Annotated in this window: 11 protein-coding genes and 1 pseudogene; 6 read left to right on the top strand and 6 right to left on the bottom strand. The window is 67.5% G+C overall.

Translation table 11 applies throughout. The features are described 5' to 3' along the window. The first annotated feature begins 82 nt into the window (after positions 1–82). Entirely contained in the window at positions 83–700 is a 618-nt protein-coding gene (locus tag AC5RV2_RS03210) for a nuclease PIN (protein WP_494049146.1), read from the top strand. Then, on the top strand, positions 701–1,711 hold the full coding sequence (locus AC5RV2_RS03205; protein ID WP_494091146.1) for an inorganic phosphate transporter: 1,011 nt from the start codon (positions 701–703) through the stop codon (positions 1,709–1,711). 96 nt (positions 1,712–1,807) lie between these two features. Here AC5RV2_RS03205 and AC5RV2_RS03200 read toward each other — a convergent pair whose 3' ends face one another. The 5 genes from AC5RV2_RS03200 to pstS all read right to left on the bottom strand — a co-directional run bounded on the left by AC5RV2_RS03200 (position 1,808) and on the right by pstS (position 7,609). Continuing rightward, positions 1,808–3,067 (bottom strand): IS30 family transposase, encoded by a 1,260-nt coding sequence (locus AC5RV2_RS03200; RefSeq protein ID WP_494091158.1) that lies wholly within the window; start codon positions 3,065–3,067, stop codon positions 1,808–1,810. A 432-nt stretch (positions 3,068–3,499) separates the two neighbouring features. Next, the gene (gene pstB / locus AC5RV2_RS03195) at positions 3,500–4,279 is read right to left on the bottom strand and encodes a phosphate ABC transporter ATP-binding protein PstB (protein ID WP_494001949.1); all 780 of its coding nucleotides are present in this window, start codon (positions 4,277–4,279) and stop codon (positions 3,500–3,502) included. Between the two features lie 26 nt (positions 4,280–4,305). Next, positions 4,306–5,421, bottom strand: a complete 1,116-nt coding sequence (pstA, locus tag AC5RV2_RS03190; protein ID WP_494091145.1) for a phosphate ABC transporter permease PstA — start codon at positions 5,419–5,421, stop codon at positions 4,306–4,308. Beyond that, positions 5,421–6,347, bottom strand: a complete 927-nt coding sequence (gene pstC, locus AC5RV2_RS03185) for a phosphate ABC transporter permease subunit PstC (protein ID WP_494091144.1) — start codon at positions 6,345–6,347, stop codon at positions 5,421–5,423. Before pstC ends, pstA begins: the two co-directional genes overlap by 1 nt. Positions 6,348–6,496: 149 nt before the next feature. After that, positions 6,497–7,609 (bottom strand): phosphate ABC transporter substrate-binding protein PstS, encoded by a 1,113-nt coding sequence (gene pstS, locus AC5RV2_RS03180; RefSeq protein WP_494091143.1) that lies wholly within the window; start codon positions 7,607–7,609, stop codon positions 6,497–6,499. Positions 7,610–7,890: 281 nt separating this feature from the next. Here pstS and AC5RV2_RS03175 point away from each other — a divergent pair, with 281 nt between their 5' ends. The 3 genes from AC5RV2_RS03175 (at position 7,891) to disA (ending at position 11,592) form a co-directional block, all read left to right on the top strand. Then, positions 7,891–9,018 (top strand): FUSC family protein, encoded by a 1,128-nt coding sequence (locus AC5RV2_RS03175; RefSeq protein WP_494091142.1) that lies wholly within the window; start codon positions 7,891–7,893, stop codon positions 9,016–9,018. 29 nt (positions 9,019–9,047) lie between these two features. Next, positions 9,048–10,415: a DNA repair protein RadA gene (radA, locus tag AC5RV2_RS03170; RefSeq protein WP_494091141.1), complete on the top strand. Its 1,368-nt coding sequence runs from the start codon at positions 9,048–9,050 to the stop codon at positions 10,413–10,415. Positions 10,416–10,518: 103 nt separating this feature from the next. Next, positions 10,519–11,592 carry a DNA integrity scanning diadenylate cyclase DisA gene (gene disA, locus AC5RV2_RS03165; RefSeq protein ID WP_494001944.1) on the top strand — a complete coding sequence of 358 codons (1,074 nt, stop codon included), beginning with the start codon at positions 10,519–10,521 and terminating at the stop codon, positions 11,590–11,592. A 16-nt stretch (positions 11,593–11,608) separates the two neighbouring features. Here disA and AC5RV2_RS03160 read toward each other — a convergent pair whose 3' ends face one another. Then, on the bottom strand, positions 11,609–12,238 hold the full coding sequence (locus AC5RV2_RS03160) for a hypothetical protein (protein ID WP_494091140.1): 630 nt from the start codon (positions 12,236–12,238) through the stop codon (positions 11,609–11,611). 86 nt (positions 12,239–12,324) lie between these two features. Between AC5RV2_RS03160 and AC5RV2_RS03155 the strand changes: the two are divergent. Next, a pseudogene (locus AC5RV2_RS03155) lies at positions 12,325–12,589 on the top strand (A/G-specific adenine glycosylase); the annotation flags it as partial.

Here is a 12,589-nt window from a genome sequence, read left to right as displayed (position 1 = left end):
TTTTGTTCGCGAAGAGGCGCTAATCTAGGCACGGCGGATGCTTCCCTTCCGCCGTACGGACCAGTGAGAAACCGCCGGTGACATGAAGCTAAGCCTCTTCCCCCAGGACACCAAGAGCCTCGAATTGCTCGCCCTCACAGCAGCCGAGCTGATGGCGGGAGTCAAGACCCTCTCCGAGATCCTCGGGGCGCCTGCGGACGACTACGACAAGCTCTCCGAAGAACTGCACGACCGCGACGCGAACGTCTCGCGACTGCGCAACGCTCTGCTGACCACGTTGCGGACCAGCTTCGTTAATCCGCTCCCCCGCGAGGACATGTTCCAGCTCTCACTGCACCTGGTGCACACCTTTGAACACCTCGACGGCGCCGCGGAACTGATCGCCCTCAACCGGGTGAAGCGCCTGTCTACCCGGGCCTCGGAGCAGCTTGAGGTCATCGGGCGGATGTCGGAGATGACCCGGGACGCCATGCCCCGGCTGAACTCCCTGGAGGACCTCGAGGAGTACTGCATCGAGATGGTCCGGCTGGCCAAGCGGGCGGAACGCACCCACCGGGTGTGGGTCTCGGAGCTTTTGTCGGAACACAAGGGCGCCACGCTGGCCCGGCACCGCGACGTGGCCGACCAGCTGATCGCCGCCACCAAGACGCTGCGCCAGGCTTCCCACCACGTAGGCCAGATCCTGGTCAAGGAATCGTAGGTGGAGCTGTTCCTCCTGGTGCTGGTGGTCGCTTTCGCCGGCTGCTTTGCCTTCATCAACGGCTTCCATGATGTCTCCAACGCCGTGGCCACCTCTGTCCGCACTCGCGCGCTCACCCCGGGTGTCGCCGTCGTGCTCGCGTCCGTCTGCAACCTGGCCGGTGCGCTGATCTCCACCACCTTGGCCCTGGTGATCAGTACCGGTTGGATCGGCCTGCCCGAAGGCCGGTCAGGGCTGGGCATCCTGTTGGCCGGGCTGCTGAGCGCCTGCGCGTGGGGAGTTTTCACGTGGTGGCAGCGGATGCCGTCGTCGTCCACGCATGCGCTGCTCGGCGGCCTGCTCGGGGCGGGGGCGGCGTCCACCCTGTTGGGCGGCGAGAACATCAGTGCCACGGAGAACCCGATCTGGGGCCAGCTGATCCTGCCGTTGCTCCTGTCGCCGTTGGTGGCGTTCGTGCTCTCCTACCTGGCGATCGTGCCGCTGACGTGGCTGGCCCGCTACCGGACGCCGCGCGAGGTCGGCCGGACCACCAGGCTGGCCCAGGCGGTCTTTGCCGGTACCTTCTCGCTGGGCCACGGCCTGCAGGACGGACAGCGCACCATGGCCGTGGTGCTGCTGGGACTGGCCGCGGCCGGCTATGCCTCCGGCGACCGGATGCCGCTGTGGGTGCAGTTGTTCGCCGCGGTGCTGCTGGCCGTCGGCGCGCTCTTCGGCGGCTGGCGGATCTCGCACACGCTCGGGTCGCGGCTGGTGCGGATCGATCCCCTGCACGGCGCCACCGCGCAGGGCGTCAGCTCGGCCATGCTGTTCGTCGGGGCCATCGGGCTGCACATGCCGCTCTCCAGCACACACACCATGACGGCGGCCATCCTGGGCGCCGGGTCCACGCAGCGGATGCATGCGGTGCGCTGGCGGGTGGCCAGCCGCGTGCTCGCCACCTGGGTGCTGACCCTGCTGGCAACCTCGCTCGTCGGGGCCATCCTGCTGCTGGCCCTGGATCCGATGCTCTAGCCGGGCCGCCGGCCTTCCCTGGCGCCTGTTAACAGCGACGGCGGCGCCTCCCGCCGCGGGGGCGGTTTCTAGGGATCGTTGCAACACCGTTGGCGGCTATGCAGGCAAGAGTAGGTCACGCAGGCGCTCGGCTGGGGTTTCCCAGTCGAGCGTTTTGCGTGGCCGGCCGTTGAGTTCCTGGGCGACGTGCTCGAGGTCTTCCGGGCCGTAGACCGAGAGGTCGGTGCCTTTGGGGAAGTACTGGCGCAAAAGCCCGTTGGTGTTCTCGTTGGTCCCGCGCTGCCAAGGGCTGGCAGGGTCGCAGAAGTAGACATCCATGTCGGTGGCGAGGCTGAAGGACTTGTGGGCGGCCATTTCTGCTCCCTGGTCCCAGGTCAGTGATCCGCGCAGATGCTCCGGGAGGGTTTGCACGGTCGCGATCAGCCCGTCGCGGACGGTTTCGGCGGTGTGGTCGTCGGGCAGATGGACGAGCATCACGTACCGGGTGGTCCGCTCGACCAGTGTGGCAATCGCGGTCTTGTTCTGGGTTCCCGTGATCAGGTCTCCTTCCCAGTGGCCGGGCACCGCCCGGTCCTCGATTTCGGGTGGGCGTTCGGAGATCATGACCATCGGATCTACAAATCGGGAAGTGCGTTGTTCTGCCGCCTTGCGGGGTTTGCGCCGTGTCCGGCCGGTGCGGAGCGCGGCGGTGACTTCGCGTTTGAGCCCGCCCCGGGCCTGGACGTAAATGGCCTGATAAATCGTCTCGTGGCTCACGCGCATCTCCGGGTCGTCGGGGAACTCCTTGACCAGGGTGTTGCTGATCTGTTCCGGTGACCAGCGTATGTCCAGTTTCGCCTTCACATAATCGCGGAGCTCGCCAGTAGCGGCGAGTTTGCTGTCCTTGGGTCGGGGCCGCCGGACTGCGGCGGCACGGTGGGCGCCAAAGGGGCGATAGCTGCCGTCTGGACCAGTGTTGCGGGCGATTTCCCGACAGATTGTCGAGGCCGGACGGCCCAAGACCGCAGCGATCTTTCGCTTGGAGGAGCCGTGCACCAGCATGTCGGATATGGTCTCGCGTTCGGCCAGCGTCAGGAAGCGCCCATCCAAGACCTTCTCCAGCGCGGTAAGACCCGGATGAGCGACAAACGGCAGGGCCGGCCCGGGATGGCCGGGGGCAGCAGGAGCGGTCAGGGTGGTCACACCCTGTTTATAGTCGACCCGTCTACCGTTCGCGTAGATCCGCCCATTCTCGGTCCTGCGCACCCCAAGGTCCCACTCCGCGGCGGTCTTGAAGTGGATTCCCAGCTCACGGGCTGCTTCCCGGCGTGAGTACCCGCGGTTGCGAAGCCGCAGGAAGTCCCCACGCTGAGGCATTTCCGCCCGTTTCCTGGCTATTCCTGCCTTCTTGGTCCACCCGTAGCAGGTGTCACGGTTCAGTCCCAGCAGCGCCGCGGCCTCGGTGACGCTTCCGAGGCTGACCAGTTCCCGGAAGAACTCTTCCTTCAGTTCCTGCGTGTGTGCTTTCCTGCGGGTCTGCCCGTGCTTTCCCGCTGCGGGGACCCCGGTATTCCGTGCCCACGCGTAACAGGTCATCCGGTTAAATCCGAGTGCATTGGCCGCAGCTGTGACACTCCCGAGCCGGTCCAGTTCCCGGAAGAACCCTTCCTTTTCCTGCTGCGTGTACTTTCTCTGTTTTGCGGGCTGCCCGCTTAAAGACGACACGGTCGTTGCAACTCCCAAAGATCAGGATGTTGCAACGACCGCTAGAGGACGCCGGGGAGGCACCGCCGTCGTGCTGCCGCCTTCTTATCCGAAGCGGCCGGAGACGTAGTCTTCCGTGGCCTTCTGGGTGGGGTTGCTGAAGATCGACGGGGTATCGCCGTATTCGATCAGCTTGCCCGGCTTGCCGGTGCCGGCGATGTTGAAGAACGCCGTCTTGTCCGACACGCGCGCCGCCTGCTGCATGTTGTGGGTCACAATCACCACGGTGTACTCCGTCTTGAGTTCCTCGATCAGGTCCTCGATGGCCAGCGTGGAGATGGGGTCCAGCGCCGAGCAGGGCTCGTCCATCAGGATCACCTGCGGGGACACCGCGATGGCGCGGGCGATGCACAGGCGCTGCTGCTGGCCGCCGGAAAGGCCGGAGCCGGGCTTGTTCAGCCGGTCCTTGACCTCGTTCCACAGGTTGGCGCCGGTCAGCGACTTCTCCACCAGAGCGTCCGCGTCCGACTTGGAAATGCGCTTGTCGTTCAGCTTGACTCCGGCCAGCACGTTGTCGCGGATGGACATGGTGGGGAACGGGTTGGGGCGCTGGAAGACCATGCCGATCTGGCTGCGCACGGTCACCGGGTCCACGCCCTGGCCGTAGAGGTTGTCCCCGTCGAGCAGGACTTCGCCCTCCACCCGGGCGCCGGGCAGCACTTCGTGCATCCGGTTGAGCGTGCGCAGGAAGGTGGACTTGCCGCAGCCGGAGGGGCCGATGAAGGCCGTGACGGACCGGGCGTCGATGTTGATGTTGACGTCTTCCACGGCCCGGAAGTTGCCGTAGTAGACGTTCAGGTCCTTGACGTCGATGCGTTTGGACATGGGGGTTCCTTCTCTTTGGTTCTGGCTCAGCGGCCGGTCTTGGGGGCGAAGATGCGGGCGATCAGCCGGGCAATCAGGTTCAGCAGCATCACGAAGATGATCAGGATCAGCGCAGCGGCCCAGGCACGCTGCATGCTGGGGTCCACGTTGGTGGGCGAGGTCGGGTTCATCAGCTGCCGGTAGATGAACGTGGGCAGCGTGGTCATCCAGCCGCCGAACACGTTCCAGTTGATGCTGTTCACGAAGCCCGCGGTGACCAGCAGCGGGGCCGTCTCGCCGATGATGCGGGCGATGGCCAGGGTGACGCCCGAGGCGATGCCGGAGATCGCCGTCGGCACCACCACCTTCAGGATGGTGCGCCACTTGCGCACGCCCAGCGCGTAGGACGCTTCGCGGAGCTCGTTCGGGACGATCTTGAGCATTTCCTCGGTGGAGCGGACCACCACCGGGATCATCAGCACGGAGAGGGCGACGGCGGCCACGAAACCGGTGCGGGTGCTCGGCCCGAAAATCAGTCCGAACAGTGCGGCGGCGAACAGGCCGGCCACGATCGAGGGGATGCCCGTCATCACGTCCACGAAGAAGGTGATGCCGCGCGAGAGCGCTCCGCCCTTGCTGTATTCGACCAGGTAGACCGCGGTGAGCAGCCCGATCGGCACGGAAATGATCGTGGCCCAGAGGGTGATCAGCAAGGTGCCGACGATGCCGTGGTAGGCGCCGCCGAGCACGTCGCCTCCGTTGGCGGTCGTTTCGTTGTCGATCATGCCGGTCATGCCGTTCATCGACGTGAAGACCAGGTTGTAGCTGAGTCCGGCGACGCCGTTCTGCAACACGGTCCAGATCACGGAGATCAGGGGCACGACCGCGATGATGAACGCCGCGAAGACCAGGTTGGTGGCGAAGCGGTCCTTGGCCTTGCGCGCCCCCTCCACCGAGAGCGTGACGATGTAGCCGGCAATCACGAAGATTACGGCCGAGAACAAGGCCCAGGAGACGAGGCCGAAACCGATCAGCGACGAGGCCGCGGCGCCCAGGATGAGCGAGCCGGCGGCGACGGCCCAGATGGCCCAGCCGGGCAGCTGGTTCTTGGTGAGGGTATTGCGCTTGGTCGGGGCGGGGGTTTCAGTGAGCAGTTTGGACATCAGTTGGCTCCCGAGAATTCCTTGTGCCGGCTGATGATCCAGCGGGCGACCATGTTCACGGCCAGGGTAATGACGAACAGGACCAGGCCGGCGGCGATCAGTTCGGACAAGCGCAGCCCGTACGCTTCAGGGAAGTTCAGGGCGATCTCTGCGGCAATCGTCTGGTTGCCCGACTTGATCAGGCTGGCGATGAGCCCGCCGCCGGAGAGCACCATGGCCACGGCCATCGTCTCGCCGAGCGCGCGTCCCAGGCCCAGCATCACCGCGCTGACGATGCCCGGCCGGGCGAAGGGGAAGACGGCCATCTTGATCATTTCCCACCGGGTGGCACCCATGGCCAGGGCCGCTTCCTCGTGGAGCTTGGGCGCCTGCAGGAAGATTTCGCGACTGAGCGAGGTGATGATCGGCAGGATCATCACGGACAGCACGATTCCGGCCGTCAGCATGGTCTTGCCGGTCTGGCTGGCGGGGCCCTCGAAGATGGGGATCCAGCCGGCGTTCTCCGCCAGCCAGGTGTAGGGACCGACGAGCGCGGGGGCCAGCACGGTCATGCCCCAGGCTCCGTAGACCACCGAGGGGATGGCGGCCAGCAGGTCCACCACGTAGCCGAGGCTTTGGGAGAGCCGCCGCGGTGCGTAGTGGGAGATGAAGAGTGCGACTCCCACCCCGACCGGGGTCGCCAGCAGCAGGGCGATCGCCGCGGCGATCAGCGTGCCTATGACGATGGGCCAGATGTAGCCCCAGAAGCCGTTCCCGCCGGAAATGGCGGCCGGGTCTGCCCCGAACGTCGGCAGGGCCTGCCACAGCAGGAACGCCGCCACGCAGAACAGCACGAAGAGGATCAGGCACCCCGCGGCAAGCGCAAGGCCGGAAAAGACCTTGTCGCCGGCGCGGCCCTGGCCGGTCTCGGTCAATGTTTGGGACACTTCATAACCCTTCGGGTTCTGTACTTCGTCTAGCTGTTCTGCCAGTCTTGCGGCTTCGTTCCGTCCGGGCAATTTCGCCCCGGCCGGAACACGGCTGCGCCCCGCGCGTCAAACTGCGACGGCGCGGGGCCAACCGGACTTCGTGTGGGCTACGACTTCACCGAGATGGAGTCGATAGCCGCCTTGGCCTGCTCGCGCAGGGTCTCGGAGATCGGCGCGTTGCCGGCCGAGTCCTGCGCGGCCTGCTGTCCTTCTTCGCTGATCACGTAGTTGCCGAAGGCCTTCACCAGGTCAACGGTGTTCTGATCAGCATATGTCGAGCAGTAGATGTGGTAGGAAACCAGCACGATCGGGTAGGCGCCGGATTCGGTGGTGTCGCGGTCGAGGTCCAGGGACATGTCAACGTCGCCGCGGCCCTCGACCGGGGTGGCAGCCTCAACGGCCTTAGACGCGGCCTCGGGGCTCAGTTCGACGTATTCCTCGCCGACCTTGACCTTCACGGTGCCCAGGTCGCCGACGGCCGAAGCGTCGGCGTAGGTGATGGCCCCGTTGGTCGCGGTGGTGGCGGAAACCACACCGGAGGTGCCCTGGGCGTTCTCTGCTTGGAGCTTGGCGGGCCATTCGCCGGAGACTTCGTCGGTCCAGACGTCGCCGGCGGCGGCAGCCAGGTACTCCACGAAGTTCTCGGTGGTGCCGGACTCGTCGGAGCGGTGGACCACGGTGATGGGGGTGTCGGGCAGTTCCACGCCCTCGTTCTGCGAAGCGATGGCTTCGTCGTTCCACTTGGCGATTTCGCCGCGGAAGACCTTGGCGATGGTCTCGGCGTCCATGTTGATGGAGTCCACGCCTTCGAGGTTGAAGGCCACGGCGATCGGGGAGACGTAGCCGGGGATGTGCATGGCGCCGTCGGGGCCGCAGACCTCCTTGGCCTGCTCCCATTCTTCCTCGTCCATGTAGGCGTCCGAGCCGGCGAACTGCACGCCGCCGGCCAGGAAGGCGTCGCGTCCGGCACCCGAGCCGTCCGGCGAGTACTGCACGCTGGCGTCGGGGTTCTGCGCGCCGAAGCCGGCAATCCAGGCCTGCATGGCGGAATCCTGCGAGGAAGCGCCCGCGCCGGAGAGCGTGCCCGAAACCGTTGCTGCGGTCTCGGTGCTGCCGGCGGCGGCCTGGCTGCCGGTGGCATTGTCGGAGCCACAGGCCGTCAGCGCCAGCGCTGCAACGGAGAGGACGGCGGCCGCGCGGCCGATGCGAAGTGCCTTCACGTGTATGGTCCCTTTCAGGGTGAGAACGGATCAGGACGACCGGACGTATTTTCGCCCTGGCGTCGTGCTCCCTCGAGGCTATGGGCGCCACGTAAAGAATGTGCACGGCCAAAGTGAACGCAAGGTGAACAACACCGGACGGTTCGCTAACCGACGGCGTGCAGGCCTTGCCTTTGTGAGCGCACTCATACTAGGGGCGGGGGCCAAGGCGTCCGCGGGCCGGCCCGGGCGGGGTCTTGCAGGCCGGGCGGTGCCGCGCGGGCCCCGCCTAGACTGGGAGCATGAGCGCAGGCACCCCGTTGGCACAGGCCCGGTCGTTCCTGCGCAAACGCGGACGCGCCGGCTTCAGCCGCAGCAAGTCCTCGGTCATGCCGGCGGTGCGGATCACCTTCTGCGCCGTTGCCGCTTACGTCGTGGCCGAGCAAGTCCTGGGCCACGAAGGCCCGCTGTTCGCCGCCACCTCGTCCATCATTGCGCTCGGTTTCTCCACCGGACCCCGGGCGCGCAAAGTGCTCGAAGTCGCCATCGGCTGCACGCTGGGCATCGCGGTGGGCGATCTGTTGCTGCACTTCCTCGGGCCGGGCATCTGGCAGGCGGCCCTCGTGCTGCTGGTTTCCATCCTTCTGGCCCGGTTCCTGGACAGCGGCACCATCTTCACCACGCAGATGGCGCTGCAGTCGGTGCTGGTGGTGCTGCTGCCCGCCCCGGACGGGGGGCCGTTTACCCGCAGCCTCGATGCCGTCATCGGCGGGTCCTTCGCGATGCTCGTGACCATGTTGATCCCCGGCGACCCTCGCTCCGAACCGCGTTCCAAGCTGCAGAAGCTCCTGGATGAGCTCGCCTCGGTGCTGCGCGAGTGTTCCGTCGCCCTCGCCCACAGCGACTCCACCAAGGCCTGGCACGCCCTGGTCCGGGCTCGGGGCAGCCAAAACCTGATCGACGACGTCCGCGGCAGCTTCAGCTCGGCCCGGGAAGTGGCCCGGATTTCCCCGGTGCACCGGCGCCACCGGGACGAAGTGGGGGACCTGCAGGATGCTGCGGAGATGGCGGATTTGGCCATGCGCAACAGCCGGGTCTTCTCCCGGCGCCTCACCTCCGTGATCAACCATGCGGCGATGTCCGACGAGGCGATCGCGCGCTTCGCCGAGGTGCTCCAAGAGACCGCCGACGCCGTCGAGATCCTCGCTGCCGGGCTTTCCGACCGGGACCCGGGCGCCCGCGAACGCCGGCTTTCCGGCGCGCGCAACGATTTGGCGGAGATTGCCACGCGCCTGCACCCCAAGACCCTCGGCGTCGTCACCCTGGAGGGCGAGGGACTGATCCTGGTCTTCCGCCCGCTCATGGTCGACCTGCTCAAGGCCGCCGGGCTCAGCCAGGACGACGCCACGTCCTACCTGCCCAGGCTCTGATTGTCCGCCGCCCCGGTTACTGTGGGTCCATGAGCACCAAGACCCGTTCCAAGGCCCCCGCCTACCGCTGCGCCGAGTGCGGCTGGAGCACGGCTAAATGGGTGGGCCGGTGCGGCGAGTGCCAGGCGTGGGGCACCGTGGAAGAGGCCACCCAGGTGGTGGCCCGCACCACGGCCGCCGCCGCCGTCTCGCGGCCCGCGGAACGGATCGCCGACGTCGATGCCACCAATGCGGCCTTCCGGGCCACCGGCGTGGGTGAACTCGACCGGGTGCTCGGCGGCGGCCTGGTTCCGGGTGCGGTCATCCTGCTGGCCGGCGAGCCGGGCATCGGAAAGTCCACCTTGCTGCTGGATGTTGCCGCGCGGGTGGCCCGGCTGGACCGCGACGTGCTCTACGTCACCGGCGAAGAGTCGGCGGCCCAGGTGAAGTTGCGGGCCGAACGGATTTCCGCGGTGGCGGACAACCTGTACCTGACCGCCGAGACAGACCTCGGCATAGCGCTGGGGCACGTGGAGCAACTGGAGCCGGCGCTGCTGATCGTGGACTCGGTCCAGACGCTCAGCAGCAGCGCGGTGGAGGGCGCCGCCGGCGGCGTGACGCAGGTGCGCGAGGTCGCGGCCTCGTTGATCAACGCCGCCAAGCGCAAGGGCATGACCACCATCCTGGTGGGGCACGTGACCAAGGACGGCTCGATCGCCGGGCCGCGGCTGCTGGAGCATCTCGTGGACGTGGTCTGCCAGTTCGACGGCGACCGGCACTCGCGCCTGCGGCTGGTCCGTGCGGTCAAGAACCGCTACGGCCCGACCGACGAGGTGGGTTGCTTCGACCTGACCGAGGCCGGCATCGAAGGGCTGACGGACCCGAGCGGCCTGTTCGTGTCCCGGACCAAGGACCCGGTCTCCGGCACCTGCATCACCGTGACGCTGGAGGGCCGGCGGCCGCTGGTGGCCGAGGTGCAGGCGTTGCTGGCCGAGACCTCCAATGCCCAGCCGCGGCGCGCAACCAGCGGGCTGGATTCTTCCCGGGTGGCCATGATGATGGCCGTGCTGCAGCGCCGCGCCTCCATGTCGCTGCACAAGGACGACAGCTACGTGGCGACGGTGGGTGGGGTCCGGCTCAGCGAACCCGCCACGGACCTGGCCACCGTGCTGGCCATCGCCTCGGCCAAGACCAACCAGCCGCTCCCGGCCCAGCTGATCGCCTTCGGCGAGGTCGGCCTGGCCGGCGAAGTGCGGCCGGTGCCGGGAATCCTGCGGCGGATCCAGGAGGCCGAACGGCTCGGATTCACGCACGCGATCGTGCCGGCGTCCCCCGACGGGGCAGGCCAGGTGCCGGCCGGCTTCACGGTCAAGGAAGTACATACCGTCTCCGAAGCGCTGTCCGCGCTGTTCCGCTGAGCGCCGGGAGCGGATTAGCCGAGGTCCGGCCTTATCATGGACCCTGGGGCTGTCAGGACGGCGGCCTCGTCCCCATGCCCGCCGGCCCTAAGGAAACTCCCCCATGGTCAAGAGCCCCGAGGACGCCCTCAAGGCGACCCTGGCCCGTGTAGCTCCGGGAACCCAGCTGCGCGACGGGTTGGAACGGATTCTCCGCGGGCGCACCGGCGCGCTCATCGTGCTCGGCTACGACCAGCAGGTGGAAAAGATCAGCAGCGGCGGCTTCGACATCGGGATCGACTTCTCCCCCACCCGGCTGCGCGAACTGGCGAAGATGGACGGGGCGATCGTCTGCGACAAGGACGCGGCGAACATCCTCAAGGCCGCCGTGCAGCTGGTCCCCGACCCGTCGATTCCCACGCAGGAGTCGGGCACCCGCCACCGCACCGCCGAACGGGTCGCCATCCAGACCGGACTGCCGGTCATCTCGGTCAGCCAGTCCATGCAGATCATCGCCTTGTATGTAGAAGGCATCCGGCACGTGCTGGAGGGCTCGGAGCCGGTGCTCGCCCGCGCCAACCAGGCGCTGGCCACGTTGGAGCGGTACCGCGCCCGGTTGGACCAGGTCACGAGCTCCTTGTCCGCGCTGGAGATCGAAGCCATGGTCACCGTGCGGGACGTGGCGGTCACCCTGCAGCGGCAGGAAATGGTCCGCCGCATCTCCGACGAGATCTCCCAGTACGTGCTGGAGCTCGGCGTGGACGGGCGCCTGCTCTCCCTGCAGCTGGATGAACTGACCTCAGGACTGGGCCCGGACAGCGAAATGATCCTGCGCGACTACGCGGACATCAAGGGCGGCATCGACGTCGACGCCGCCCTGCACACGCTGCGCGGTTTCACCTCGAACGACCTGATCGACCTGGGCCGAGTCGCCAGCGTGATCGGCATCCAGGTGGGGCAGGACTCCCTCGACGCCGTGGTCCAGCCGCGCGGCTACCGGCTGCTGGCCGCAGTCAAGTCCGTGCCGCGGGCGGTGGCGGACCGGCTGGTCGACCACTTCGGCGGACTGCAGTCGCTGATGGCGGCCAATATCGACGACCTGATGGCGGTGGACGGCATCGGCGAACAGCGGGCCCGCGTGATCCGCGAGGGCCTGTCCCGCATCGCCGAAACCAGCCTGCTGGACCGGTTCCTCTGATCCCTTCGGGCGTGCGCTAGCGCAGTTCGAACACGGTCTTGTCGCTGCTTTTCTTGTCCAGCTTGGTGACCAGGACGTAGGTGCCCGGCTGCGGGTTGGCTTCCACCGCGGTGCAGCCCGGTGCGGTGCGGTTCCGTTCCCAGACGAAACGAGCCTGCTCGGCCTTGCCCGGCTCGAGGGTCATCATCAACGGCTCGGGATCCACCTGGCAGTCCTTGGAGGAAAAGATCCGGTCTTCGCCGCTGGTGACCAGGAATTCCATGGCGTCGGTGCCGACGTTGACTTCGCACGGCCCCTTGCCCTCGTTGGCCACCTCCAGGATCAGGGTGGGGTTCTCCCCGCTCCCGTATGCCGGGGCGTCCGTTTCCGCCCGGACGACGATGTCCCGGTCCTCGCAGTCTGACGGCCCCGCGGATGCCGGGCTGGCGGACGCGGGGCTGGAGGCCGCCGGTTCCGGCGCCTGTGCCGCTGCTTCGGGTTCTCCCCGGCCCAGCAGGCCGGCGACCCACCATCCGGCGGCTACCAGGGCGGCCAGCAGCAGCACGGCCAGGGCCAGCACCACCAAACGGCGGCGGCGGTAGACGGCAGGGCTGGGCCGCCGGACGGGAACCTGCCCGCGGGTGCCGGATGTGCCGTTGCCTGCCATGCCTTAAGGCTAAGGACAGCGGCGGCCCGTGCCGTTACCACCACGCCGGGCAGTACAGTATTGGTTGGTCACATCGTAGGAGTTCCATGCCCCGCCCCGCCGCCGCACCGGCGCCTTCCACCGAACCGGCTGAAGCCGAACTGCTGCATTCGCGTATCCGGACCTGGTTCGCGGCCAGCGCGCGGGACCTGCCCTGGCGCCGCGCGGACTGCAGCCCCTGGGGCATCCTCGTCAGCGAATTCATGCTGCAGCAGACCCCGGTGGTCCGGGTGCTGCCTGTCTGGGAGCAGTGGATGCGGCGCTGGCCGCGCCCGGCCGACCTCGCCGCCGATCCGGCCGGGGAAGCGGTCC

It is taken from the genome of Arthrobacter sp. Y3225116 (assembly GCF_059091245.1).
The sequence above is the reverse complement of the archived record's forward strand: the minus strand, read 5'-3'. Positions and strand labels throughout refer to the sequence as shown.